General features: G+C 70.0%; 21 protein-coding genes and 1 riboswitch. Of the genes, 6 read left to right on the top strand and 15 right to left on the bottom strand.

Going from position 1 to position 24345, the window contains the following annotated elements; all coding sequences use genetic code 11:
- Positions 1 to 75: 75 nt before the first annotated feature.
- The 4 genes from YU1_RS0111125 to YU1_RS0111110 all read right to left on the bottom strand — a co-directional run bounded on the left by YU1_RS0111125 (position 76) and on the right by YU1_RS0111110 (position 5248).
- The gene (locus tag YU1_RS0111125) at positions 76 to 303 is read right to left on the bottom strand and encodes a F0F1 ATP synthase subunit C (RefSeq protein WP_029004125.1); all 228 of its coding nucleotides are present in this window, start codon (positions 301 to 303) and stop codon (positions 76 to 78) included.
- A 51-nt stretch (positions 304 to 354) separates the two neighbouring features.
- Positions 355 to 1107: a F0F1 ATP synthase subunit A gene (locus YU1_RS0111120; RefSeq protein ID WP_029004124.1), complete on the bottom strand. Its 753-nt coding sequence runs from the start codon at positions 1105 to 1107 to the stop codon at positions 355 to 357.
- Positions 1108 to 1234: 127 nt separating this feature from the next.
- On the bottom strand, positions 1235 to 1621 hold the full coding sequence (locus tag YU1_RS0111115) for an AtpZ/AtpI family protein (RefSeq protein ID WP_051356756.1): 387 nt from the start codon (positions 1619 to 1621) through the stop codon (positions 1235 to 1237).
- 174 nt (positions 1622 to 1795) lie between these two features.
- On the bottom strand, positions 1796 to 5248 hold the full coding sequence (locus YU1_RS0111110; protein ID WP_029004122.1) for a chromosome segregation SMC family protein: 3453 nt from the start codon (positions 5246 to 5248) through the stop codon (positions 1796 to 1798).
- Between the two features lie 298 nt (positions 5249 to 5546).
- Between YU1_RS0111110 and trxA the strand changes: the two genes are divergently transcribed.
- Together trxA and YU1_RS0111100 are read left to right on the top strand one after the other, a co-directional pair.
- Entirely contained in the window at positions 5547 to 6461 is a 915-nt protein-coding gene (gene trxA / locus YU1_RS0111105; RefSeq protein ID WP_029004121.1) for a thioredoxin, read from the top strand.
- 9 nt (positions 6462 to 6470) lie between these two features.
- Positions 6471 to 7142, top strand: a complete 672-nt coding sequence (locus YU1_RS0111100) for an LON peptidase substrate-binding domain-containing protein (RefSeq protein WP_029004120.1) — start codon at positions 6471 to 6473, stop codon at positions 7140 to 7142.
- Positions 7143 to 7147: 5 nt separating this feature from the next.
- Here YU1_RS0111100 and YU1_RS0111095 read toward each other — a convergent pair whose 3' ends face one another.
- Positions 7148 to 7501, bottom strand: a complete 354-nt coding sequence (locus tag YU1_RS0111095; RefSeq protein WP_051356755.1) for a hypothetical protein — start codon at positions 7499 to 7501, stop codon at positions 7148 to 7150.
- Here YU1_RS0111095 and YU1_RS0111090 point away from each other — a divergent pair.
- The 3 genes from YU1_RS0111090 to YU1_RS31955 all read left to right on the top strand — a co-directional run bounded on the left by YU1_RS0111090 (position 7500) and on the right by YU1_RS31955 (position 11065).
- Positions 7500 to 8564, top strand: a complete 1065-nt coding sequence (locus tag YU1_RS0111090; RefSeq protein ID WP_029004118.1) for an RluA family pseudouridine synthase — start codon at positions 7500 to 7502, stop codon at positions 8562 to 8564. The genes YU1_RS0111095 and YU1_RS0111090 overlap by 2 nt on opposite strands.
- Positions 8565 to 8680: 116 nt before the next feature.
- Positions 8681 to 9583: an RNA polymerase sigma factor RpoH gene (gene rpoH / locus YU1_RS0111085; RefSeq protein ID WP_029004117.1), complete on the top strand. Its 903-nt coding sequence runs from the start codon at positions 8681 to 8683 to the stop codon at positions 9581 to 9583.
- Positions 9584 to 9757: 174 nt separating this feature from the next.
- Positions 9758 to 11065: an extensin-like domain-containing protein gene (locus YU1_RS31955; RefSeq protein ID WP_198018905.1), complete on the top strand. Its 1308-nt coding sequence runs from the start codon at positions 9758 to 9760 to the stop codon at positions 11063 to 11065.
- 66 nt (positions 11066 to 11131) lie between these two features.
- Here YU1_RS31955 and YU1_RS0111075 read toward each other — a convergent pair whose 3' ends face one another.
- Positions 11132 to 12793: an L-lactate permease gene (locus tag YU1_RS0111075; protein WP_029004116.1), complete on the bottom strand. Its 1662-nt coding sequence runs from the start codon at positions 12791 to 12793 to the stop codon at positions 11132 to 11134.
- Between the two features lie 344 nt (positions 12794 to 13137).
- Here YU1_RS0111075 and YU1_RS0111070 point away from each other — a divergent pair, with 344 nt between their 5' ends.
- A complete protein-coding gene (locus tag YU1_RS0111070) occupies positions 13138 to 14016 on the top strand; it encodes an EamA family transporter (protein WP_029004115.1) in 879 nt (292 codons plus the stop codon).
- Between the two features lie 88 nt (positions 14017 to 14104).
- Here YU1_RS0111070 and gcvPB read toward each other — a convergent pair whose 3' ends face one another.
- The 9 genes from gcvPB to YU1_RS0111025 all read right to left on the bottom strand — a co-directional run bounded on the left by gcvPB (position 14105) and on the right by YU1_RS0111025 (position 24332).
- Positions 14105 to 15670 carry an aminomethyl-transferring glycine dehydrogenase subunit GcvPB gene (gcvPB, locus tag YU1_RS0111065; protein WP_029004114.1) on the bottom strand — a complete coding sequence of 522 codons (1566 nt, stop codon included), beginning with the start codon at positions 15668 to 15670 and terminating at the stop codon, positions 14105 to 14107.
- Entirely contained in the window at positions 15667 to 17010 is a 1344-nt protein-coding gene (gene gcvPA, locus YU1_RS0111060; RefSeq protein ID WP_029004113.1) for an aminomethyl-transferring glycine dehydrogenase subunit GcvPA, read from the bottom strand. The genes gcvPB and gcvPA overlap by 4 nt, the downstream gene beginning before the upstream one ends.
- A gap of 21 nt (positions 17011 to 17031) precedes the next feature.
- Positions 17032 to 17505, bottom strand: coding sequence for an OsmC family protein (locus YU1_RS0111055; protein ID WP_029004112.1), 474 nt, complete (start codon positions 17503 to 17505; stop codon positions 17032 to 17034).
- A gap of 3 nt (positions 17506 to 17508) precedes the next feature.
- Entirely contained in the window at positions 17509 to 17880 is a 372-nt protein-coding gene (gene gcvH / locus YU1_RS0111050; protein ID WP_029004111.1) for a glycine cleavage system protein GcvH, read from the bottom strand.
- 3 nt (positions 17881 to 17883) lie between these two features.
- A complete protein-coding gene (gene gcvT, locus YU1_RS0111045) occupies positions 17884 to 19047 on the bottom strand; it encodes a glycine cleavage system aminomethyltransferase GcvT (RefSeq protein WP_029004110.1) in 1164 nt (387 codons plus the stop codon).
- 221 nt (positions 19048 to 19268) lie between these two features.
- A riboswitch (glycine riboswitch) is annotated at positions 19269 to 19371 on the bottom strand.
- 138 nt (positions 19372 to 19509) lie between these two features.
- Entirely contained in the window at positions 19510 to 20340 is an 831-nt protein-coding gene (locus YU1_RS31950; RefSeq protein WP_051356753.1) for a hypothetical protein, read from the bottom strand.
- A 266-nt stretch (positions 20341 to 20606) separates the two neighbouring features.
- Positions 20607 to 21902: a M16 family metallopeptidase gene (locus YU1_RS0111035; RefSeq protein WP_084539814.1), complete on the bottom strand. Its 1296-nt coding sequence runs from the start codon at positions 21900 to 21902 to the stop codon at positions 20607 to 20609.
- Positions 21903 to 22015: 113 nt separating this feature from the next.
- The gene (locus tag YU1_RS0111030; RefSeq protein WP_029004108.1) at positions 22016 to 23365 is read right to left on the bottom strand and encodes a M16 family metallopeptidase; all 1350 of its coding nucleotides are present in this window, start codon (positions 23363 to 23365) and stop codon (positions 22016 to 22018) included.
- Between the two features lie 334 nt (positions 23366 to 23699).
- Positions 23700 to 24332, bottom strand: coding sequence for a hypothetical protein (locus YU1_RS0111025; RefSeq protein ID WP_156922061.1), 633 nt, complete (start codon positions 24330 to 24332; stop codon positions 23700 to 23702).
- Positions 24333 to 24345 lie beyond the last annotated feature (13 nt).

The following is a 24345-nucleotide window of genomic DNA, read 5'->3' as shown; positions in this document are numbered from 1 at the left end:
TCTTCGCTGCTGTCGTGGTCAGGATTGCGATGCCGGCCTGGAGAGACTCCGAGGCCGGCGTCGCGGATCGCTTGATCAGGCGACGAAGAGCAGAACCAGGGCGACGACCAGCGAGAAGATGCCGAGACCTTCGGCCAGCGCGGCGCCGATGAACGCGCGGGCGAACTGACCGTCGGCCGCCGACGGGTTACGCAGCGCGCCGGACAGGAAGTTGCCGAAAATGTTACCGACGCCGATGCCAGCGAGGCCCATGCCGAGGCAGGCGAGACCGGCGCCGATGAACTTTGCAGCTTCCGCTTCCATGGTTCTGCTCCTTGAGAAAACTAACGTTGGTTGGCCGTGCGGGTGGGACGCTCAGTGTCCCGGGTGAACCGCATCGTTGAGGTAGATCGAGGTGAGCACCGCGAACACGTAGGCCTGCAGCACCGCGACCAGCAGTTCCAGCGCGGTGAGCGCCACGATCATGAAGAAGGGCAGGGTGGCGCCGAGCCAGCCCAGCGCGCCGACCGAGCCGAGGCCGACGACGAAGAAGGCGAACACCTTCAGCGCGATATGGCCGGCCAGCATGTTGGCGAAGAGACGCAGCGACAGGCTGATGGGGCGCGAGAGGAACGACACCACCTCGATCAGCACCACGAAGGGCAGCAGGAAGGCCGGCACGCCCGACGGCACGAACAGGTGCAGGAAGTGGGTGCCGTGCTTGTAGAAGCCGTAGACGATGACCGTGCCGATCACCAGCAGCGCCAGCGCGGCGGTGACGACGATGTGGGCGGTGATGGTGAAGGTGTAGGGCACGAGGCCGACCACGTTCGCCACGAAGACGAACAGGAACAGCGAGAACACCAGCGGGAAGAACACCATGCCCTCGGTGCCGGCGGAATCGCGCACCATCTTGGCGATGAATTCGTAGCTCATCTCCGCCACCGACTGCATGCGGCCCGGCACCAGCGTGCGGCCACGGGTGGCGTAGGTGAGGAAGAAGAAGATCACGGCCACGATGCCGACCATGAAGGCGGCCGAGTTCGTGAACGACACGGAGACACCGCTGAGCTTCAGCAGCTCCACATAGCGCTGGATCTCAAACTGGTGGATCGGATCAATGGTCATCCGACGGCCCCTGTCTCCGGCGGCCGCTGCGGGCCGCGTCATCCACGCGGCCGAAGCCGCTCCAAAATCCGGGGCGAAGCCCAGGACGCATCATTTCAGTCCGGGACGCTGGCTGGCGGCGGTGCCGTCAGGCCTTCGGCCCTTTGCGCGACGAGGTTTCCCCAGCCGCGCGCATCATGTTCAGAACGCCCGCCCCGAACCCGACCAGCGTGAGGACGATGATCCCCCACGGTGCGATGCCGAGCACCTTGTCCAGGCCCCAGCCCACGAGGGCTCCGACCAGGACACCGGATACGAATTCCGCCCCGAGCCGGAAGGCCAAGGCCATGCCGGAGGCGGTGGACGTATCGCGCCGTGAATCCGCCGGTTGCGATTGGTCTCTAGGCCGCGCCTTGTCAAGCGCGGCATTGAGCCGCTGAAGCCGTTCGGAGAGCACGGGGTCCGGCGAACTGGAGCCCTGCACCACTGGCGGGCCATCGGCTTTCCGTTCAGGGGAATCCGATGGCTCGGTCATGTTGCACCGCTCCGGTTCCAGACTGGGGGCCAAGACAACGCTGAGCGATCCGGGCCCACCGAAACCGCGCGGCACCATAGTTGCGGCAAAAATGAGTGTCAAGAACGGCGGTTGCTAGAATAACTTATTGAAAACAAAATAAAAATCACAAATGACGCCCTGAGGTGCACCGCATCAACTCACCTCGCGTAACCGCTCGGCGCCCTGGAGGTCCACCGACACCAGCCGCGAGACCCCGCGTTCGGCCATGGTCACGCCGAACAGGCGGTCCATGTGCGCCATGCTGATGGGGTTGTGGGTAATCACCAGGAATCGGGTGTCGGTGAGGCGCGTCATTTCGTCCATGAGCGCGCAGAAACGCTCCACATTTGAATCGTCCAGCGGCGCATCCACCTCGTCCAGCACGCAGATCGGCGCCGGGTTGGTGAGGAACACCGCGAAGATCAGCGCCATGGCGGTCAGCGCCTGCTCGCCGCCGGAGAGCAGGGAGAGCGTCTGCGGCTTCTTGCCGGGCGGCTTGGCGATGATGTCGAGCCCGGCCTCCAGCGGGTCCTCCGCGTCGGTCAGCACCAGTTGCGCCTCGCCGCCGCCGAACAGCGTGTCGAACAGCTTGCGGAAATGGCCGTCCACCACGGTGAAGGAGGCCTGAAGGCGCTCGCGCGCCTCGCGGTTGAGGCTCTGGATGCCGCTGCGCAGGCGGCGGATGGCTTCGTTCAGGTCGTCGCGCTCGCGCACCAGATCGTCGTGCTGGGTTTCGGTCTCGGTCAATTCGATCTCGGCGCGCAGGTTCACGGCGCCGAGCCGCTCGCGCTCGCGCTTGGCCCGGTCCAGCGCCGCCTCGATGGCGCCGATGTCCGGCGCCCGGTCGCCCTCGGGTAGCTCAGCCTGCTCGCGGGCGCTCTCCGGCGGGCCCTCCAGCGCGTCGGTGATCTCGCGCATGACGTCGTCGCGGCGCTGCCGGGCGGCCTCCAGCCGGGCCTCGGCGCGGGCGGTTTCCTCGCGGGCGGCGGACATGGCCTCCAGCGCCGCGCGGGCGGCGCGGTCGGCGGCGGCGAGCGCCGATTCGCCTTCCACCAGCTGGTCGCCGGCGGCGCGGCGGGCGGCGTCCGCGGCCTCGATCTGGCTGAGCAGCGAACGGCGCTGGTGCAGCAACTGGGCCGGCATGTCCTCGCTGTGGGCGAGTTCGGTTTCCGCCTCGTCGCGGCGGGCGGCGATGGCGGCGAGGCGCTCGCCCGCGCCCCCAGCGCGCCCGGTCCAGGAGCGGCGCTCGTTGGCGATGGCCTCCAGGCGACGCCGGCGCTGGGCATGCTCGCGCTGCAGGCCGTCGAGCCGGGCGCGGGCCTCGGATTGTCCCGCCCGCGCCTGCGCCACCACGCCGCGCGCCGCGGCGAGCGTCGCGTCGATGAGAACGGGCGCCTCCAGTTCGGCGATGGCGGCTTCCGCCTCCATCATCCGCTCCTCCAGCTCCTCCTTGGCGGCGGCGAGGCGCTCGCGGGCCTCCGCCAGGGCCGAGAGGCGGGCGATATGGGCGCTGGCCTTGCGCTCGGCGGCGGCTTCCAGCTCGCGGGCGGTCTCCGCCGCCCGCTGCGCGGTGCGGCGGGCCTCCCGCGTCTGGGCTTCCGCGCCGGCCGCGAGGCGCAGATCCGCGTCGCGCAGCGCGAGGATGTCGCGGGCTTCCTCCACAGCTTCCCGCGTCAATTCCGCCTCGGCTTCGAGATCGGCGAGGCGGTTGCGCTCGGCGAGGCGCCGCGCGGCGGCGGTGGGGGCGTCGGCGGCGGCGAGCACGCCGTCCCAGCGCCACAGGTCGCCGGCGCGCGAGACGAGGCGCTGGCCGGGCTTCAGCTCCCGCTGGAGGCGCGGGCCGTCCTCGGCCGCCACGATGCCCACCTGCCGCAGGCGGCGGGCAAGCGCGGGGGCGCCGGACACATGGGCGGCGAGCGGCGTCGCGCCGGCGGGCAGGGCGGGATCGCCGGGGGCGGGCTCCGAGCCGGCCCAGCGGGCCGGGGCCTCGGCCGCCACGGGCAGGTCGAGATCGTCCCCCAGCGCCGCGCCGAGGGCCATTTCATAGCCCTTGGCCACGCTGAGAAGGTCGGCCACCGGCGGAAAGCGGCTGTCGGAGGATTGCAGCAGCTTGGTGAGGGTCCTCACCTCGGTGTCGAGCTTGCTGAAGCTGCGCTCGGCCTCGGTGAGGGCGGGGCGCACCTCCTCCATCGCGCGGCGGGCGGCCTGGTGGGCGGCCTCGGCGGCGCCGGCGGCCTCCTCCGCATGGGCGAGGCGCTCGCGGGCGGCCTCGGCTTCGGCGCGGCGGGCCTCGAGGTCGGCAGTGCCGGCGTCGAGCTTCAGCCGGCGTTCCTCCGCTTCCACCGAGACGCGCTCGGCGCCGTTGCGCACCAGGCGCTGGCGCAGCTCGCGCACGGTCTCCTCCAGCGTGGTGCGGCGGGCGCCGAGGTCGGCGAAGGTGCGGGTCTTCTCGTCGAGGTCGTCCTCGGCGGCGGCCAGCGCCTCCTGCGCGCTCTCCAGCGCGGCGGCGGCCTCGTCCTCGGCGGCGGCGGCCTCCTCCTGGTCGGCGACGAGGATGGCTTCCTCTTCCTCCAGGCGCGCGAGCACGCCCTCGGCGTCGGCGGAGAGCGCGGTCTCGCGCTCCAGATCCTGGGTCAGCTGGGCGAGGCGGCGCTCCAGGTCCTGGCGGCGGGTGGCGAGGCGGGCCTCCTCCTTGTCCAGCTCGCCGCGGGCGATGGTGAGGCGCTGCAAGGTGGCGGCGGTCTCCGCCTCGGCCTGGCGCAGCGGCGGCAGGGCGTGGGCGGCCAGCGCCTGCAGACGGGCGGCCTCGGCCTGGGCGCGGGTGCATTCCGCCGCCTCGCGTACCGTCACCTCCACCGTGTGCTCGGCCTCCGCGAGGGTCCGCGTCACCTCGCTCCAGCGCAGCCAGAGCAGGGTCGCCTCGTACTTGCGGATCTCGGCGGCCAGCGTGCGGTAGCGCACCGCCTGGCGCGACTGGCGCCGCAGCCCTTCCACCTGGGCGGCCAATTGGGTGATGACGTCTTCCAGACGCAGCAGATTGGTCTCGGCGCCCTTGAGCCGCATCTCCGCCTCGTGGCGGCGGGCGTGCAGGCCGGCGACGCCGGCGGCCTCCTCCAGGATGCGGCGGCGGGCGGCGGGCTTGGCGCCGACGATCTCGCCGATCTGCCCCTGCCGCACCAAAGCCGGGGAGCGCGCGCCGGTGGAGGCATCGGCGAACAGCATGTTGACGTCGCGGGCGCGCACGTCGCGGCCGTTGATGCGGTAATGCGAGCCCTGGCCCCGGTCGATGCGGCGGACCACCTCCAGCACGTCGTGCTCGTTGAAGCCGGCGGGGGCGGTGCGCTCCGCATTGTCGAGCTGGAGCGCCACTTCGGCGGTGTTGCGCGCCGGCCGGCCCGTGGTGCCGGAGAAGATGACGTCGTCCATGTCGTTGGCGCGGAACGCCTTGTGCGAGCTTTCGCCCATCACCCAGCGCAGCGCTTCCACGAGGTTCGACTTGCCGCAGCCGTTCGGTCCCACGACGCCGGTGAGGCCGGGCTCGATGAGCAAGTCGGTGGGCTCGACGAAGGTCTTGAAGCCCACAAGCCGCAGGCGGTTGAATTTCATCGCTTTGCGGTGTGCCAGCCCCAGAGGTTAACGTCAAATGAGCCTGCCCGCCGCGCCGCGGGGCCGCAAGCGGCAAGGCGCATCGTCCACAGCCGCGCCTCCCGGTTGCAGGGGCGATGGTTGACGCTGGGGATTGAAGCCCCGGCGGGCGCCGGGGCGGCAAATCCGGTTTCCCCTTTTCCGCACGATGCTCTAGAAGCCGCCTGTGCGCGGCGATTGCGCTGCGCCCGACAACGCCCATCTAAGGGCGGGAGCCGCCGACACCGGCGGGCGGCATGGAATTTCGAGGGCGGTCAGAATGCTCTTCAATCAGGCGGGCGGCGCGCAGAGCCCCGCGCAGGCGGGGGACGACTTCGTCATCGACACCACCACGCAGACCTTCATGGCGGACGTGATCGAGGAATCGCGCCAGCGGCCGGTCCTGGTGGACTTCTGGGCCCCGTGGTGCGGCCCCTGCAAGACGCTGGGCCCGACCATCGAGAAGGCCGTGCGCGGCAAGAAGGGCAAGGTCAAGCTTGCCAAGATGAATATCGACGAGCATCCGGCCATCGCCGGGCGCCTCGGCATCCAGTCCATCCCGGCGGTGTTCGCCTTCGTGAACGGCCAGCCGGTGGACGGCTTCGTCGGCGCGCTGCCGGAGGGCCAGGTGGTGGAGTTCATCGACCGCCTCACCGGCGGCGAGGATGCCGATCTGACCCAGGTGCTGGACGCCGCCGAGGCGGCGCTGGCCGAGGGCGACATCGCCCCGGCGGCGGAAGTGTTCGCCCAGGTGCTCGCCGCCGAGCCGGAGAACCTGCGGGCCCTGGCCGGCCTTGCCCGCGCGCATGTGCTGATGGGCGATCTCGACCAGGCGGAAGCCATGCTGGCCCAGGTGCCCGCCGGCAAGGCCAACGATCCCGCCGTCGCGGCGGTGCGCGCGGCCATCGACCTCGCCCGCCAGACCGCCGATCTCGGCGAGACCGCCGGGCTTGAGGCCGACGTGGCCGCCGACCCGTCCAACCACCAGGCGCGGTTCGACCTCGCTTTGTCGCTCGCCGCCTCCGGCAAGCGGGAGGAGGCGCTCGCGCACCTGATGGAAATCGTCAAGCGCGACCGCACGTGGAACGAGGACGGCGCGCGCAAGCAGCTCGTGCAATTGTTCGACGCCTGGGGCCCGACCGACCCGCTCACCGTCTCCGGGCGGCGCAAGCTGTCGGCGATCCTGTTCGCCTGAGGATAGTCCGTGGCCAAGCATCGTCCCTTGATCGTTCCGGCGGATGCGCCGACGGTGGTGCCCGTGTTCCCCCTCGCGGAGGCGCTGCTGCTGCCGCGCGCGGAACTGCCGCTGAACATCTTCGAGCCGCGCTACCTCGCCATGATCGACGACGCGCTGGCCGGCGACCGGCTGATCGGCATGATCCAGCCGGACGAGAGCCAGCCGGAGGGCGAGCGTGGCCCGGCGCTGTTCAAGGTGGGCTGCCTCGGCCGCATCAGCCAGTTCGGCGAGAGCGGGGACGGGCGCTATCTCGTCACCCTCACCGGCATCTGCCGCTTCACCGTGGTGGAAGAACTGAGCGTGGACACGCCCTACCGGCAGTGCCGCATCGACGTGACGCCGTTCGCGCAGGATTTCGACGCCAGCGCCGGCGAGGACGCGGTGGACCGCACCTCGCTGCTGAAGGCGCTGGCCGCCTTCCTGGAGGCCAACAAGCTGGAGGCCGACTGGGACGGGATCGAGCAGGCCGGCACCGAGACGCTGGTGAACGCGCTCTCCGTCATGTCGCCCTATGGCGCGCTGGAGAAGCAGGCGCTGCTGGAGGCCAAGGACCTGAAGTCCCGCGCCGAGATGCTGGTGGCGATCACCCAGATGATGCTGGCCCGCATGCCCGGCGACGGGGAAAGCTCGCTGCAATAGGCCCGTCAGGGGGCGATGGCGAAGGTCAGCCGGCCCGTGGGCGCGAGGGTGGACAGGTCGTAGGTGCGGATCTCGGTCGCGCCGCCCACGTCCAGCGTCACCACCAGCAGGCGGTCGGCGACGGCGGTGGCGACGATGCGGGCGCCCTTCGGCAGCGTCGCGGTGACGTCGCCCGCCTTTCCGGGCTTGCCCCGCATCATGCGATAGCCGATGACACCGAGGATGCTCGCGACGCCGAGCGCCATGATGAGCCCGGACACCATGGAGAAGCGCCGGAGCTTCTGCACCACGCGGGCCTGATCGGGCGGGAGCTTATTCAGATCGTCTGGCGAGACCGGATCTGACGGGCGCGGGAACATGGGCCAGCCTTTGGGGAATGAAACCTTGGACGATGACGACCTTCTCGACCTTCCGATCGAGGACACGGACGAGACCGGCGCCACCGCGCATGTCGTGACCGCCGAGGCCGCCGATGCCGGCCTTCGGGCCGACCGCTTCCTCGCCGCCCGCCTTCCCGGCCTCAGCCGCACCCGCCTGCAACGGCTGGTGGCGGAGGGCCGGGTGAGCGTCGGCGGGCGAGTGGTAGGAGACGCCGCCGAGCGGGTCAATGCCGGCGATGCCTGGACCGTTCACGTCCCCGCGCCAGAGCCGGCCGCCCCGGTGCCGGAGGCCATGGCGCTCGACATCGCCTATGAGGACGCGCATCTCATCGTGGTGGACAAGCCGGCGGGCCTGGTGGTGCATCCCGCGCCGGGCAACTGGTCGGGCACGCTGGTCAACGGGCTGCTGGCCCATTGCGGCGACACGCTGTCCGGTATCGGCGGGGTGAAGCGGCCGGGCATCGTGCACCGGCTGGACAAGGACACGTCCGGCCTCCTGGTGGTTGCCAAGACCGACGCGGCCCATGCCGGGCTCGCCGCCCAGTTCGCCGACCACGGCCGCACCGGGCCGCTGGACCGGGCCTATCTGGCCTTCGTCTGGGGCATACCTGACCAGCGCGGCACGGTGGACGCGCCCATCGACCGCCATCCCGCCCACCGGCAGAAGATGACGGTGCGCCAGAGCGGGCGCGAGGCGATCACCCATTGGGAGCGGCTGGAGACCTTCATGGGGGCCGATGGCCAGCCGCTGGCGAGCCTCGTGGAATGCCAGCTGGAGACCGGGCGCACCCACCAGATCCGTGTCCATCTCGCCCATGTGGGCCATCCGCTGCTGGGCGACGAGGCCTATGGCCAGGGCTTCCGCACCAAGGCGAGTCGCCTGCCCGAGGCCGCCCGCGCGGTCCTGGGCGAACTGGGGCGGCAGGCGCTGCACGCCGCCCGCCTGGGCTTCGCCCATCCGGTGACCGGGGAAACCCTCACCTTCGAGAGCCCGCTGCCGGTCGAATTGGAAAAACTCCGCCGCGCCCTCGCGGGGGCGTGAGGGGACCCCACCTATCCCAACGGCGTTATCACCTCTATATTCCGAGGTTGCGGTCGGCGTCATGCGGCCGCGCATGTGGTCGCTTGGGCGGAGGACCACGAGATAAGGAGGCCGCCATGGCCGTTTCCAGACAGGCGCCGATCCCTTCAGCCGAAGGTGGTCTGACGCGGTATCTCGAAGAGATACGCCGGTTCCCGATGCTGGAGCCGCAACAGGAATATATGCTCGCCAAGAGCTGGCGGGAACATGGGGACCGCGATGCGGCCCATAAGCTCGTCACCAGCCACCTGCGGCTCGTGGCCAAGATCGCGATGGGCTATCGCGGCTACGGTCTGCCCATATCCGAGGTGATCTCGGAAGGCAACGTGGGATTGATGCAGGCGGTGAAAAGGTTCGAGCCCGACAAGGGCTTCCGCCTCGCCACCTATGCCATGTGGTGGATCCGGGCCTCGATCCAGGAATACATCCTGCGCTCGTGGAGCCTCGTGAAGATGGGCACCACGGCGGCGCAGAAGAAGCTGTTCTTCAACCTGCGCAAGGCCAAGAGCCAGATCTCCGCGCTGGAGGAGGGCGACCTGCGCCCCGACCAGGTGAAGCAGATCGCCACCAAGCTGGGCGTCACCGAGCAGGACGTGGTGGACATGAACCGCCGCCTCTCGGGCGACGCCTCGCTGAACGCCCCCCTGCGGGACGACGGCGACAGCGGCGAGTGGCAGGACTGGCTGGCCGACGACCGGCAGGACCAGGAGACCACGCTGGTCGAGAGCGAGGAGCTGGACAACCGGCGCACTGCCCTGTCCGGCGCGCTCTCGGTGCTGAACCCGCGCGAGCGGCGCATCTTCGAGGCCCGCCGCCTGTCGGAGGACCCGATCACGCTGGAGGAACTGGCCTCCGAATTCGGCGTCTCGCGCGAGCGGGTGCGCCAGATCGAGGTGCGGGCGTTCGAGAAGGTGCAGAAGGCGGTGGTGGACCGCGTGCGCAACATCGAGACGGCGGAGGCAGCCTCCGCCGACGCCTGACGCGCCTTAAGGTTTCGTTAACCCTAAAACCGCCTCCGGCCCCGGCCGGGGCGGTTTTTCCGTTTCCGGGGGCGGTTCTTAACGAGACCTCAATGACGCCGGCGTCCTTCTGGGCGCATGATGCGCGGCGTTTCCTGGTCTTTCGTAGCCCCGCTCATCTGCGTGGGGCTTCTCTTGGGCGGCTGCAGGTTCGACCTGTTCCAGCGGCGTGAGCCCTGGCGCGCCGAGGCCGAGGAGAAGTGCATCGCCGAACGGGGCGTCACCCCCTCGGTCTATGTGGAGCCGGTGCGGGCCATCGACGGCCCCGGCGTCTGCGGCATGGAACATCCCTTCAAGGTCGCGGCCCTGAATGACGGCACAGTGGGCATCGAGCCGAAGGCGACGCTGGCCTGCCCGATGATCCGCGAGATGGACGTGTGGCTCGCCGAGGTGGTGCAGCCGGCCGCCATGGCCTGGATGGGCGCGCCGGTGGTGGCCATCAAGCAGATCTCCGCCTATTCCTGCCGCGGCATGAACGGGCAGGCCGGCGCCAAGATTTCCGAGCATGCCTTCGGCAATGCCCTCGACGTGGCCGGCTTCCGCTTCGCCAACGGCGTCGACATTTCGGTGAAGAACGGCTGGAAGGGCCCGCCCGAGGCGCGCGGCTTCCTGCTCCAGGTGCAGGCGGGGGCGTGCGAAGCATTCACCACGGTGCTGGCGCCGGGCTCCAACGTCTTCCATTACGACCATATCCACGTGGACCTGATGCGCAGGAACAACCCGCGCCTGATCTGCAAGCCGAAGCCCCAGCCGCTGCCGGTGCCGCCGACGCTGACCGTCTCGACGCCGCCGAACCTGTTCCCGCAGCCGGGCCAGATGGAGCGCGGGCCGGTGATGCAGGCGCCCGAGCCGCAGATCCAGGGCCAGCCCTTGCCGGGCTACGGCCAGCCGCAGCCGGGCCAACAGCTCCAGGGCCAACAGCTCCAGGGCCAGCCGATCCAGGGCCAGCAGGGCGAGGAGCCGGCGGAGCAGGAGGCGGCGGAGCCGCAGGACATCTCGCCCCTGGGCGCGCAGCCGCCCGCCCGGCCGCAGGCGAACCAGCCCCAGCCGATCCAGCCGCAGCCCGGCTACGGCCGCCAGCCGGCCTATGGCACGCCGCAGGCCTCGGCCCCGCCGAGCCAGGGCTATGGCCAGCAAGGCTATCCCCAGCAGGGCTACCCGCAGCAGACCTATCCCCAGCAGACCTACCAGCCGCAATATAATTCCCGCGCCGCGCCGCAGCCGGGCGTGGACGCGGACGCGCACCAGCCGGTGCTGCTGCCGCCGGGCTCGCTGCCGTCGCAGCCGCGGGTGCCGGGGCCCATGTCCTACGTGGCGCCGGCCAAGCCGGCGGCGAAGGGGCCATTCACGGAAGCGGGCATCGCGGTGCGGCGCTATTATTCGGTGCCCATCCCGCAGGCCTCACCCATCCCGCTGCCCCCCGCCATTCCGGGCGAGGACTGAGCGGACGGGGATATAAAAAAAAGGGCCGGCGCTTGCCGGCCCTTTCCGTTTGGCGGAGCCTCTGGGTCAGTGGATGACCATGGCCGTGAACGGCCAGACATAGGCCTGGAGCATCACCAGCACGCCCACCAGGCAGGCCAGCGCGATGGAATGCCAGAACACGAAGCGCAGGATGGTGCCTTCGTGGCCGAACCAGTTGGTGGCGGTGGAAGCCACCACGATGGACTGGGCGTCGATCATCTTGCCCATGACGCCGCCGGAGGAATTGGCCGCGCCCATCAGGATCGGGCTGAGGCCCAGTTGCTCGGCGGTGATCTTCTGCAACCCGCCGAACAGGACGTTGGAGGCGGTGTCCGAGCCCGTCAGCGCCACGCCGAGCCAGCCCAGCAGCGTGCCGAAGAAGGGATAGAGGAAGCCTGCATGGGCGAAGGCGAGGCCGAGCGTGGCGTCGACGCCCGAGTATCGCGTCAGGGTGCCGATGGCCAGCATGGCGGCGATGGTGAGCAGCGAGTAGCGCACCACCCACAGCGTCTCCAGATAGGCCTTGATGAGCCGGATCGGGGAAAATTTCATCACCGCCGCGGCGATGACGGCGGCGATCAGAATGCCGGTGCCGGTGAAGGACAGGTAGGTGAAGGCGAACACCGCCCCCTCCCGCACCGGCGTCGCCACCACCGGCGGCACCTTCTGGATCTGGTTGTGCAGGCCCTCGATGGGGATGGCGATGGTGAAGATCGGGTTCACCATCGCCTTGAACCAGCCGGTGCCCCAGATGCCGACCACCACCGAGAGGATGACCCACGGCATCCAGGACCACACCACCTCGCTGCGCGTGGCCACACGGGTGGAGACCGGACGCGGCGGCATGGTCAGCGCGCTGTCGTCCTTGGTGCGCAGCTTGGCCGAGAGCCACAGCTCCTTCGGCTGCCACACCTGAAGGAAGGCGATGAGGCAGGCCATGGAGACGATGGAGGCGCCGATATCGACGATCCAGGGGTTGATGAAGTTGGAGATCAGGAACTGCGGCACGGCGAAGGAGACGCCGGTGACCAGGATGGCCGGCCAGATCTGCATCATGCCGCGCCAGCCGGCGAACACCCAGATCAGCCAGAACGGCACGATGAGCGAGAAGAAGGGCAGTTGCCGCCCCACCATCGCGCCCAGCAGATAGGGATCGAGCCCGGTGACGCTGGCGAGGCCCTGGATGGGCGTGCCCAGCGCGCCATAGGCCACCGGCGCGGTGTTGGCGATGAGCGACAGGCCGGAGGCGGCGAGCGGCGAGAAGCCGAGGCCGATGAGCAGCGCCCCCGTGACCGCCACCGGGGTGCCGAAGCCGGACGCGCCCTCGAAGAAGGCGCCGAAGGCGAAGGCGATCAGCAGCAACTGGATGCGCCGGTCGGAGCTGATGCCGCCGATGGATTGCTGGAGGGTGTCGAACCAGCCCTTCTCCACCGTCAGCCGGTAGAGGAAGATGACGTTGAGGATGATCCAGCCGATGGGAAACAGGCCGGTGATGATGCCGAGCCATGTGGCGCGGAGCGCGAGGCCCGCGGGCATGGTGAAGCCGAAAATGGCGACAAGCAAAGCAACGATCAGCGCGATGACGGCCGCCACATGGGCCTTCACTTTGTTGGTGGCAATGAGAACGAGCAGCGTGACGACGGGAATGGCTGCCACGAGCGTCGACAGCAGGGCGCTGCCGAACGGGTCATAGACCTGGTTCCACATGAACGTCTCCTCGGATTTTTATATGCGGGCGCCCCCCGGACCTTTCCGTCCGCTCACGCCGCGCGGTTATTCCGGGCACAGCTCCGCGCGCTGTCAACAGAACCTTGGACGCAGGGGAAGGCCGGGCGGCGAAATCGCGATTCCGGCCGCGAAAACGCGCCGGATGCGGTATCCGATGCCGCCGGGGGGCGTGATTACCAAGCGTCAACATGCGGTGAGCTTGCGTTCGACTCAGCGCGCGGTGCCCACGCATCACCGGGCGTGATGGACATCTTCAGGAAAAGTCGCTTGCGCCGGGTGTGTTCGGCTTTCAAATAGCGCATCCCATCCGGACATCGGTTTTCATGGCCCTTCGCCACATCGCCCTGGCCGTCCTCGTGGCGGCGATCTGGGGCTTCAATTTCGTCGTCATCCGCGTCGGTCTCGATACCTTCCCGCCGCTGCTGCTCACCGCGTTGCGGTTCGCGGTGGCGGCGCTGCCGGCGCTCGTCGTCCGCCCGCCGGCGCTGCCCGCCAGGCGGATGGTGCTGATCGGGATGACCTGGTTCTTCGGCCAGTTCATCTTCGTCTTCACCGCCATGACGCAGGGCATGCCGCCGGGCCTCGCCTCGCTGACGCTCCAGGCGCAATCCTTCCTCACCATCCTCATCGCCGCGCTGGTGCTGCACGAGCGGCCCTCGCCCCGGCAGATGGCGGGCGTCGCCGTCGCGCTCTGCGGCCTCGGGCTGATCGGGCTCAGCGTCGGCGGCGACATGACGCTGGTCGGCCTCGGTCTCACGCTCTGCGCCGCCGCGAGCTGGGCCGTCGGCAATGTGCTGATGCGCCAGAACGGTCCGGTGGACATGCTGTCCATGGTGGTGTGGCTGAGCCTGGTGCCGCCCGTCCCGGCCTTCGCGCTGTCGCTGGCGTTCGAGGGCTGGCCGGTGATCGCCGGCTCCTTCCAGCACGCCACGCTCCTGTCCTACGGGGCGGTGCTCTATCTCGCCGTGCCCACCACGCTGCTGGGCTTCGGCATCTGGGGCTTCCTGCTGAAGCTTTATCCGGCCGGCACGGTGGCGCCGTTCTCGCTGCTGGTGCCGCTGTTCGGCACGCTGTCGGCGGCCCTGGTGCTGGGCGAGCGCTTTCCGCCGCTGCGCTTCGCCGGCATGGCGCTGATCGTCTGCGGCCTGCTGGTCGTGGCGCTGCCGCTCGGCAAATGGCTGCGGCGCGCCCGCGCCCGGTGAGGCCGGCGCACCGGAGCGCGAACGAAAACGGCCCGGCCGGGTTTCCCCGGCCGGGCCGTTTTCGTTTCAGGTCTGGGCGAAGCGCCGCTCACTCCGCCGCTTCGGACAAGGGCGCCGGCCTCGTCCAGCGCAGCACCGGGGCGCGGGCGGCTCTCGTCTCGTCCAGGCGGCGGCGCGGGGCATAGTGCGGGGCGCCGAGGAAGCGCTCCGTCTCCCCTGCCTTCGCCGCGAAGGCCAGATCCCGCAAAGCGCCGATGAACAGGTCCAGCGAGGCCTTCGATTCGCTCTCGGTGGGCTCGATCAGCATGGCGCCGTGGACGACGAGCGGGAAATACACCGTCATCGGGTGATAGCCCTCGTCGATCAGCGCCTTGGCGATGTCCAGCGTGGAGAGGCCGGTGCCCTCCAGCCAGGCATCGTCGAACAGCGCCTCATGCATGGCCGGGCGCTCGCCGAACGGCACGCTCATCACGTCCCGCAGGCAGGCGCGGATATAGTTGGCCGAGAGCACCGCGTCCTCGGACGCCTGCTGCATGCCGTCCGCGCCGTGCGAGAGCATCCAGGACAGCGCGCGCACGAACATGCCCATCTGGCCGTGGAAGGCGCTCATGCGGCCGAGCGCCTGCGCGGCGCCGCTCTGGCCCTCGTCTTCCGCGAGGCGCAGGCCCGCGCCGTCCGCCACCAGCGCCGGGACCGGCGCGAAGGGGGCGAGCGCGGCGGAGAGCACCACCGGGCCGGCGCCGGGGCCGCCGCCGCCGTGCGGGGTGGAGAAGGTCTTGTGCAGGTTGATGTGCATGGCGTCCACGCCCAGCTCACCCACCTTCACCTTGCCGAGGATGGCGTTGAAGTTCGCCCCGTCCGCATAGAAATAGGCGCCCGCCGCATGCACGGCGGCGGCGATTTCCACCACGTCACGCTCGAACAGGCCGCAGGTGTTGGGGTTGGTCAGCATCAGCGCCGCCACGTCCGGCGACAGCGCGGCCTTGACCGCCGCCACGTCCACCGTGCCGTCGGCGCGGGCGGGGATGGACTTGACCTCATAGCCGATCAGGGCGGCGGTGGCCGGGTTGGTGCCGTGGGCGCTCTCCGGCACCAGCACGATGTGACGGGTCTGGCCGTTGGCCATGTGCGCGGCCTTGATGGCCATCATGCCGCACAGTTCGCCATGGGCGCCGGCCTTGGGCGTGAAGGCGACCGCCGTCATGCCGGTGAGCGAGAGCAGCCAGCGGCTGAGCTCGGCGATCACGCCGAGCGCGCCCTGCACGGTGGAGACCGGCTGGAGCGGGTGCACGTCGGCGAAGCCGGGCAGGCGGGCCATCTTCTCGTTGAGGCGCGGATTGTGCTTCATGGTGCACGAGCCGAGCGGGAACAGGCCGCTGTCGATGCCGTAATTCATCCGCGACAGGCGCACGTAATGGCGCATGGCCTCCGGCTCGGACAGGCCCGGCAGCTCCAGCGCCGCCGTACGGGCGTGGCCGCCCAGGCGGGGGGCGAAATCCGCCGCTTCCTCGATGTCCACGCCGGTGACCTCGGCGCGGCCGATCTCGAACAGCAGGCCCTCTTCCAGGTCCAGCGCGCGATTGCCGGTGAAGGTCTGCGGCGCGCCCGCGCCGATGGTGATGGGGGTCGTCGCCCCGCGGCCTTCGCGGTTCATGCCAGCACCTCCTTCAGCGCGGCCGCATAGGCGGCGCGGTCTTCGTCCGTGTTGATCTCGGTGGCGGCCACCAGGATCAGGTCGTCCAGTCCCGCCTTCGGGGCGAGGCGGGAATAGGGCACGCCGCCCAGCACGCCCTTGGCGGCGAGCTTCTCGATCACGTCCGCCGCCTTGCCCGGCACGCGGATGGTGAATTCGTTGAAGAAAGCGCCGTTGAGCACCTTGACGCCGGGCACGGCGGCGAGCGCGTCCGCCAGCTTGCAGGCGTTGGCGTGGTTGAGGCGGGCGAGCTTGCGCAGGCCGGTCTCGCCCAGCAGCGAGAGGTGGATGGTGAAGGCGAGCGCGCACAGGCCCGAGTTGGTGCAGATGTTGGAAGTGGCCTTCTCGCGGCGGATATGCTGCTCGCGGGTGGAGAGCGTCAGCACGAAGCCGCGCTTGCCGTCCGCGTCCACCGTTTCGCCGGCGAGGCGGCCGGGCATCTGGCGCACGTATTTCTGGCGGGTGCAGAACAGGCCCACATAGGGCCCGCCGAAGGTGAGCGGATTGCCGATGGACTGGCCCTCGCCCACCACGATGTCCGCGCCTTGCGCGCCCGGAGGCTCGATCAGGCCCAGCGACACCACCTCGGTGAACACCGCGATCAGCAGCGCGCCGGCCGCATGCGCCTTCTCGGCGATGGGCTTGAGGTCAACGATGTGGCCGAACACGTCCGGGCTCTGCACCACCACGCAGGAGGTCTCGCCGTCGATGGCGGCGAGGATATCCTCCGCGCCGTTCGGCGCCGGGGGCAGGGCGGTGACGCCGTCGTCCGCATAGCGCGACAGGGTGGCGATGGTCTCGCGATAGTGCGGATGCACATTGCCCGCGATCACCGCCTTGCGGCGCTTGGTGACGCGATGGGCCATCAGCACCGCCTCGCCGGCGGCGGTGGAGCCGTCATACATCGAGGCGTTGGCCACCTCCATGCCGGTGAGCAGCGCCACCTGGGTCTGGAACTCGAACAGATATTGCAGCGTGCCCTGGGCGATTTCCGGCTGATAGGGCGTGTAGGAGGTGAGGAACTCCGAACGCTGGATCAGGTGATCGACGGTGGCCGGCACGTGATGGCGATAGGCGCCGGCGCCGACGAAGAAGGGCACCGAGCCCGCCGGCACGTTCCGCGCGGCGAGGCGGCCGAGCGTGCGCTCGACGGAGAGCTCGCTCTGGTGGCCGGGCAGGCCGTCGAGGCCGGGGTTCAGCTTGGCGGCGGGGATGTCGGCGAAGAGGGCATCGACGGAGGGCGCGCCGATGCGCGCCAGCATCTCCGTGCGGTCCTCCGGGGTGAGGGGCAGATAGCGCATGGATGTCTCGGGTTGCTGGCCTTAGGCCACGGAAAACGTTGGCAGGAGAACCACTTCGCCACGCACGGAGTTGGCGATGTAGCATTCCTCATGGGCGCGGTGGTGCAGCGCCTCATACTCTTCGGCGGTGGGCGCCTTGGCACTGCTGAACGCCACGGCGGGGTTCAGCGTGATGCGGGCGAGGTAGAGCTTGCCATTGGCATTCGGCCCCATCTCGCCGGTGGCGGCGTCGGTGTAGCTGTCCACGGTGAAGCCGCCGCGGCGGGCGAAATCCAGGAAGAACAGCATGTGGCAGCTGGACAGCGCGCCCACCACCGCCTCTTCGGGGTCGAGGGCGTCTTCCCGCGACAGCGGCACACGCACGGAGGCGGGGGCCGAGGAGCCCGGCACTTCCAGGCCGTCGAAAATCAGCCGGTGGGCGCGGCTGTAGCGGCCGTCGGTGAACACCGCCGCGCCGCGCTCCCAACTGATGGTCGCCGTGTAGAGGTGCGCCATGGCTCAGAGCGTCTCCAGGAAGGCCTTGTAGTCCGCCTCGCTCAGGAGCGCGTCGAACTCGGCCGGGTTGGAGAGCTTGAGCTTCAGGAACCAGCCCTTGCCTTCGGGATCCTCGTTGACGGTCGCGGGGGCGGCTTCCAGTTCGCTGTTGACCTCCACCACCTCGCCGGAGACGGGGGCGTAGACCTCGCTGGCGGCCTTCACGCTCTCGACGACGGCAGCTTCCTTGCCCTGGGCGACGGTCTTGCCGACCTCGGGCAGTTCCACGAACACCACGTCGCCGAGCTGCTCCTGAGCGTAGCTGGAGATGCCGACCACGGCCACGTCGCCGTCGAGACGGACATATTCGTGATCCTTGGAGTAACGGATGATCATGGGTCAGGCCCCTTTGGCTGCAGTGGTCTTCCGAACGTAGCGCTGCGGCACGAACGGGGTTGTGACGATAGTGGCGGCGAGCGGCTTGCCGCGGACGATGACGTCCAGCTTCGTGCCGGGTGTCGACATGGCGGTGGGCACGTAGCCGAGCGCCATGGGCGCGCCGAGCGTCGGGCCGAAGCCGCCGGAGGTGACGCGGCCGACGACGGCGCCGTCCTTGGTGGCGATCTCGGCGCCCTCGCGGGCCGGGGCGCGGCCGTCGAAGGCGAGGCCGACGCGCACGCGCGCCGGGCCGTCCTTCAGCTCGCGCTGGATGCGCGCGGCGCCGGGGAAGCCGCCCTCCTCGCGGCGGCGCTTCTGGATCGACCAGGTGAGCGCGCCTTCCACCGGCGAGGTGGTGGTGTCGATGTCGTGGCCGTAGAGGCACAGGCCCGCTTCCAGTCGCAGGCTGTCGCGGGCGCCGAGGCCGATGGGCTTCACCTCCGGCTCAGCCAGCAGGGCGTTCCAGAGCTTCTCGGCGTCGCCATTGGCGACCGAAATCTCATAGCCGTCCTCGCCGGTGTAGCCGGAGCGGGAGATGCCGATGGGGATGCCGTCGTAGGTGGTGCGGATGACGCTCATGAACGCCATGTCAGCGGTGCCGGGGGCATGGCGGGCCATCACGTCCACCGCCTTGGGGCCCTGGAGCGCGATGAGTGCGCGGTCTTCGTGGGTCACGAGCGCGACGCCGGCCGGCAGGCGGGCGGCGATATAAGCGTAATCGGCGGTCTTGCAGGCGGCGTTGACCACCAGGAGCAGCGTGCCGTCCTGCGCCGGGTCCAGCGGACGGGCGACCATGAGGTCGTCCAGGATGCCGCCGTCGTCCGCCAGGAGCTGCGAATAGCGCTGCTGGCCGGGCTTGAGATTGAGGATGTCCGCCGGAACGAGGGCTTCCAGCACCCGCGCCGTGGTGGCGTGGTCGGGACCGATCAGCGAGGCCTGGCCCATGTGGGAGACGTCGAACAGGCCGGCGCTCTCGCGCGTCCAATTGTGCTCGGTGAGGATGCCGGTGGGGTACTGCACCGGCATGTCGTAGCCCGCGAAGGGCACGAGCTTGGCTCCCAGTGCCGCATGGGCGGCATGGAGCGGGGTCTTCAGAAGGGGGGTCGTGTCGTCAGCATGCGACATGCAACGGTTCCGCGATAGGCGCCAGACTGTGCGGATCGCAAGATCCGCGCGGCGCCCCCTCTGTCGCAGGAACCTGAGAGATTCACCGCGCCCATCGCATGTCAGCGACCGGCGCCGGTTTACTCCGTCGGTGAGCCGCTGGACGCATGTGAACCGGAACGCAGGCGCGAACGCCAAACGCTCCGGAACAGCATCGCGTCCGCGACTGCTTTCCAGAGGCTCGTCACCCTGCGGCCCTTGTTGCCTGAGCGGTTCCGGGGCGGTTGCGCCTTCGGCGCCGGATCACCGCGGATGCGGCTTTCCGGTCTCTCCCGCAGGGATCATCCGAACGACGGCGAGAAACCCACCGTCGCGTTGCAGCATAGGGGATCCGTCGTCCCCGTCAATTCGCCGCTCGTCTTATACCCAATGCCGTTGCGTGGGCGCATCGGCATTGGGGGCAGGCGTGCCGGGCCGCCATGCTCACTGCGTGGGCGGCGGGCCGAAGGTGTTGGGCGAGGGGCCGACCGCGCCGCTCGAAGCCGGCGCGGAGAAGGTCGGCGCCGGGCCGAACGTGTCGCTCGACGGCGCGCCGCCGCTGTTGGACGCGGGCTTGGAACTGCTGCTTGCAGCCGGCGTGCTCGCCGCCGGCGTGCTGGCGGCGGGGCGGGGCGTCGCCGGGCGCGGCCGGGCCGGCTTGGCGCCCGCATCGCCCTTCGAATCGAAGCCCACATAGATGATGTAGCGGTCGAGATCGTCCGTGTGCGCTGGCATGGGGAAGACGATGCCTTCTTCCACCACCGCGAAGCCGGCCTGGGTCTCGTTCGCCGGCACCTGCACCGGCACCACGAAGAACTTGCTCTGGATCGTCACCGGATTCGGGCCTTCGGACACCAGCGCCACGCGCACCGGCACGGTGAAGGCGCCGGGCGAGCCCTTCTCGCCGAGGATCACGCGGCCCTCGATGCCGACCTTGATGTTCATCTGGCCGTTGGCCACCTGGCATTCGCGGGCCAGCGTGCCGAACGTGCCCTGGGCGCGCAGCCCGCCGCCGGGCGCGGGAACCTGCCAGGTGGAGGCGCCGGAGCGCACCGTCACCGGCGGGCAGGTTACCTGGTTGCCGTCCGGCGTTCCGCCGGCGACCGTGGTGCCCGAGGGAGACACCGGGCCGGTGGCCGCGGCCGCGTCCACCGTGGTGCCCGGGGCGCCGAACGTGCCCTGCGAATTGAAGCCCGCGCACCCCGCCAGCGCGAAGGCCAGTGCGCCGCCGGCCAGAATGCGGGTCGGCAGGGCGGCGTGGAACGCCAGACGCATGTCACCTCCTCCAGAACCAAGAGGATCTGCCGGGCGCCAAGCGCCTCGGGTCCTCTCCAGAGCCCGGAAGCGGAGACATCTTCGGCGGAAGCCGGGGAGCGTCAGGCCAAGCGGGCAGCGTATATAACAAAAAGTTAAAGTCACCGGGGAGGGGGCATGCCCCCCGGATGGCTCCCACCGGGCCGCTCTCTGCTTTTATGGTTAGCGCGGGCGGAAATAAGGCCGGAGGCCGATCTTTCGGCTCCGGCCCTGTGGAGCGCCGCCGATCAGCCGCCGGAGAGGCCGGTCGGGCGGCCCACCACCACCGTCAAGGTGGTCTTGGCGCTGGCGAGGCGCTGGGCCACGCGCTTCAGGTCGTCCAGCGTCACCGCCTCGATGAGCGCGTTGCGGCGGTCGATATAATCGATGCCCAGCCGGTCGATCTGGATTTGCAGCAACTGCCCAGCCACCTTCGAGGAGGTGTCGAAGCGCAGGGCATAGCTGCCCTTGAGATAGGCCTTCGCCTCGTCCAGTTCCGCGGGCGTCGGGCCCTGGTCGAGGATCTGGCGGAACTCGTCGCCGATGATCTTGATGGATTCGGCGGCGCGCTCGTTCTTGGTGGCCGTGCCGGCGAACCACAGGCCCGCATGCTCCAGCGCCACCTGGTAAGAATAGACCGAATAGGCGAGGCCGCGCGCCTCGCGCACTTCCTTGAACAGGCGCGAGGAAAAGGCGCTGCCGCCGAGGATGTGGTTGAGCACATAGGCGGTGATGAAATCGGGGTCCTGCCGTTCCAGGCCGTCGGTGCCGATCATCACCACCGACTGGGAGACGTCGAGCGGCACCACGTCCACGGTGCCGAGGCCCTTGGGGGTGACGTCCGCCACCGGGGTGAGCTTGGCCGTCTCGGGCAGCGCGCCGAACACCCGGTCCAGCTCCTTGCCCAGATCCTCCGGCGTGATGTCGCCCACCACCGCCACCCGCAGGTTGGAGCGGGCGAGATTGGTGGCGGCGAACGCCGCCAGATGGTCGCTGGTGATCTTGGGCACGCTCTCCAGCGTGCCGTCCACCGGGCGGCCGTAGGGATGGTTCGGGAAGGCGAGGGCGAACCAGCGTTCGCTGGCGATGGCGTTGGGCTCGGTGGAGCGGCGACGCAGCGCCGCGAGCTGCGCGGTGCGGATGCGCTCGATGGCCTCGCCGTCGAAGCGCGGATGCGTCACCGCCAGGCGCAGCAGGTCGAACGCCGCCGCGCGGTTTTCCGACAGCGTGCGCACGGAACCACGGACTTCGTCGCGGTTGGCGTCGAAATGCAGCTCGATGGCCTTGTCGGCGAGGGTGCGATGGAAGGCTTCCGCATCGAGATCGCCGGCGCCTTCGTCCAGCAGCGAGGCGGCAAGGCTGGCCACGCCGGGGACGCCGGCCGGGTCCTGCGCGGCGCCGCCCAGGAAGGCGAACTCCATGGCCACCAGCGGCAGGGTGGTGTCGTGCACCAGCCAGGCCTCGATGCCGCCGGGGCTGGTGACCTTGGTGATCCGCGTGGTCTGCGACTGGGCGTTCGAAGGCGTGACGAGAGCGAGCGACATGATGACCATCGAGAAGAGGAGCACGGCGGCGCCGACGGACCGGCGGCTGACAGTGCGCCCCGCAAGGCGCGCTGTCGAATGGGACGCGGCGCGCGGCGCCGGGGCGGGACGCCTCACGAGCGGTTCTCCGCCGGCGCCTTGGGCGCGGCGGCGGGGGTGAGATAGCCGGTCACCGCCCGGCGCAGCACCAGATAGCGCTGGGCGGCCTGCTTCACCTCGTCCGCCGTCACGCTCTTCACCCGGTCGGGCCAGGCGTTCACCTGGTCCACGCTGACGCCGGTGGCCCAGGACGCGCCATAGATGCGCGCCAGGGTGGCCTGGTTGTCGCGGGCATAGATGGCGTCCGCCGTCAGGCGGGTCTTGGCGCGGGCCAGCTCCAGCTCGTCGGGGCCGGTCTCGGCGAATTTGGCGATGACGGTGTCGAGCGCGGCTTCCAGCGCCTCCAGCGTCACGCCGGGGCGCGGGGAGGCGGAGAAGCCGAAGCGGGTCTCGTCATAGGCCGTGCCCTGATACCAGGCGCCGGCACCGGCGGCGAGGCCCTGCTCGACCACCAGCGCGCGATAGAGGCGGCCGGTCTGGCCGCCGCCGAGGATCTGCGCCAGCACGTCCAGCGCCTCGGATTCGGTGCCCTTGGCGGTGCGGTAGGAGGGCACGAGATAGGAGCGCTGGAGGCTCGGCTGCGCCACGCGGGCATCGCTCAGCGAGACGCGGCGGTGGGCCTGCGGCTCGGGCTCCTGCGGGCGGTGGCGCGGCGGCGTGTCGGCGCGGGGGATCTTGCCGTAGGTCTCTTCCGCCAGCGCCTTGACCTGCGCCGGCTCCACGTCGCCCGCCACCACCAGCACGGCGTTGTTGGGGGCGTAGAAGCGGCGGTAGAAGGCCAGCGCATCCTCGCGGTTGAGCTGCTTGATCTCGTGCTCCCAGCCGATGATCGGGTGCTGGTAGGGATGGTTCACGTAAGTTGCCGCCTGGAGCGCCTCGCCCAGGCGCGCGCCGGGATCGTTGTCGGTGCGCATGCGGCGCTCCTCCAGCACCACGTCGCGCTCGGGCAGCACCACCTCGTCGGTGAGCTGGAGCCCGGTCATGCGGTCGGCCTCGAAGGTCATCACCGTCTTGAGGTGATCCTTGGCGACGCGCTGGAAATAGGAGGTGTAGTCGGTGGAGGTGAAGGCGTTTTCCTGGCCGCCGAGGCGGGCGACCTCGGCCGAGAACACGCCGGGGGCGGTCTTCTCGGTGCCCTTGAACATCAGGTGCTCCAGGAAGTGGGCGATGCCCGACTTGCCCGGCTGCTCGTCGGCGGAGCCCACCTGATACCATACCATGTGCGTGACCACCGGCGTGCGATGGTCGGGGATCACCATGATCTTGAAGCCGTTGGCGAGCTCGAACTGCGTCACCTCCGGGCCGGCGGCAGAAGCTTCGGAGGCCGCGGCGGCGGCTCCGGCGGCGGCGATGATGGCGACCATGGCGAGGCGTCTCACGTTCACGGGGCAGTTCCACGGCGCGCCCGAAGAGGCGCGCGCTCAAGAGAGATAGGGCGTCGAACGGTACCGGCCAAGGTGCCGGGCGCAGCCAATGTGCCCCATCGGCACGCGCGGCGCAGCGCCGGAGCCTGTCGTTTCGCGGTGTTTTGATCGCGGCGGCGCCCGCAGGAGCGGGGCAAGCGGGCGGCGCGGGCGCCTGACGCGCAACGGCGACGGCCGTGGGCGCAGGTGCCGGCAGGCGAAAAGGCGCGGCGCGCGCGAGAGCACCAGTGCGGCCGCGACGCGGCCTTCCGGCCCGGCATCGCGGCGCTGCGGTTCACTGGCGGTCGAACAGCGTCGGGAATTTGAACGGTTCGTTCTTCTTCTCCACCACGCCGTAGGGCGCGTTGGGCGCGGGCGTCTGGTAGCCGGGCGGGGGCTGGGTGAGGCTCTCGCGCTCCGGCTCGCCGTTGAACGCCAGCGGCTTCTCGTCGGACGGGGTGATGCCAAACCAGGACTTGAAGCCCAGTTCGCTCGGCAGCATCACGTCGCGCTTGCTGTCGGCGCCCACCGGGCCGTCGATGGCGTTGGCCTTCGCCTTGCGGCCCTTGTTGAGCTCGCTGGGAAGCAGCACGTCGCGCTTGTCCTCGTAGCGCATCACCGGGCTGTTATCGACCGACTTGGCCTGCTGTGCGCGCTGCACATCCGGATCCTTCGGCCAGTTGGGCAGCTTGGTGGAGGCCGCAGCCTGGGGCTGGGGCAGCCCGTCGGCCGCCGTCGGCGGCGGCACCACCAGCGGCGCGCGCTCGCGATACTGGATGTTGGGCTTCTGCTCTTCGATGATGCCCAGCGTGCTCAGCGTGTTGCGGACGAGGTCCGGGTCCTGCTGCGCCGCGGCCGGGGCGGCGGTGCCAAGGGCGGCGGCGGGCAAAGCCGCCAGAGCGGATGCGCCGAGGAGGAACGCACGCATCCTGGAGGTCGTC

The organism is Azorhizobium doebereinerae UFLA1-100, assembly GCF_000473085.1.
Taxonomy (GTDB): Bacteria; Pseudomonadota; Alphaproteobacteria; order Rhizobiales; family Xanthobacteraceae; genus Azorhizobium; species Azorhizobium doebereinerae.
This window is presented reverse-complemented; position numbering and strand designations above follow the sequence as displayed.

Bases quoted from the DNA above. Each gene is read 5' to 3' on its own strand.
- YU1_RS0111110 (WP_029004122.1), bottom strand. From the start codon at position 5,248: ATGAAATTCAACCGCCTGCGGCTTGTGGGCTTCAAGACCTTCGTCGAG.
- YU1_RS0111030 (WP_029004108.1), bottom strand. From the start codon at position 23,365: ATGGTCGCCATCATCGCCGCCGCCGGAGCCGCCGCCGCGGCCTCCGAA.
- gcvT (WP_029004110.1), bottom strand. From the start codon at position 19,047: ATGTCGCATGCTGACGACACGACCCCCCTTCTGAAGACCCCGCTCCAT.
- YU1_RS0111075 (WP_029004116.1), bottom strand. From the start codon at position 12,793: ATGTGGAACCAGGTCTATGACCCGTTCGGCAGCGCCCTGCTGTCGACG.
- gcvPA (WP_029004113.1), bottom strand. From the start codon at position 17,010: ATGCGCTATCTGCCCCTCACCCCGGAGGACCGCACGGAGATGCTGGCG.
- YU1_RS0111125 (WP_029004125.1), bottom strand. From the start codon at position 303: ATGGAAGCGGAAGCTGCAAAGTTCATCGGCGCCGGTCTCGCCTGCCTC.
- YU1_RS31950 (WP_051356753.1), bottom strand. From the start codon at position 20,340: ATGCGTCTGGCGTTCCACGCCGCCCTGCCGACCCGCATTCTGGCCGGC.
- YU1_RS0111025 (WP_156922061.1), bottom strand. From the start codon at position 24,332: ATGCGTGCGTTCCTCCTCGGCGCATCCGCTCTGGCGGCTTTGCCCGCC.
- trxA (WP_029004121.1), top strand. From the start codon at position 5,547: ATGCTCTTCAATCAGGCGGGCGGCGCGCAGAGCCCCGCGCAGGCGGGG.
- YU1_RS0111035 (WP_084539814.1), bottom strand. From the start codon at position 21,902: ATGTCGCTCGCTCTCGTCACGCCTTCGAACGCCCAGTCGCAGACCACG.
- YU1_RS0111120 (WP_029004124.1), bottom strand. From the start codon at position 1,107: ATGACCATTGATCCGATCCACCAGTTTGAGATCCAGCGCTATGTGGAG.
- YU1_RS0111095 (WP_051356755.1), bottom strand. From the start codon at position 7,501: ATGTTCCCGCGCCCGTCAGATCCGGTCTCGCCAGACGATCTGAATAAG.
- YU1_RS0111055 (WP_029004112.1), bottom strand. From the start codon at position 17,505: ATGGCGCACCTCTACACGGCGACCATCAGTTGGGAGCGCGGCGCGGCG.
- rpoH (WP_029004117.1), top strand. From the start codon at position 8,681: ATGGCCGTTTCCAGACAGGCGCCGATCCCTTCAGCCGAAGGTGGTCTG.
- YU1_RS0111090 (WP_029004118.1), top strand. From the start codon at position 7,500: ATGGGCCAGCCTTTGGGGAATGAAACCTTGGACGATGACGACCTTCTC.
- YU1_RS0111115 (WP_051356756.1), bottom strand. From the start codon at position 1,621: ATGACCGAGCCATCGGATTCCCCTGAACGGAAAGCCGATGGCCCGCCA.
- gcvH (WP_029004111.1), bottom strand. From the start codon at position 17,880: ATGATCATCCGTTACTCCAAGGATCACGAATATGTCCGTCTCGACGGC.
- gcvPB (WP_029004114.1), bottom strand. From the start codon at position 15,670: ATGAACCGCGAAGGCCGCGGGGCGACGACCCCCATCACCATCGGCGCG.
- YU1_RS0111070 (WP_029004115.1), top strand. From the start codon at position 13,138: ATGGCCCTTCGCCACATCGCCCTGGCCGTCCTCGTGGCGGCGATCTGG.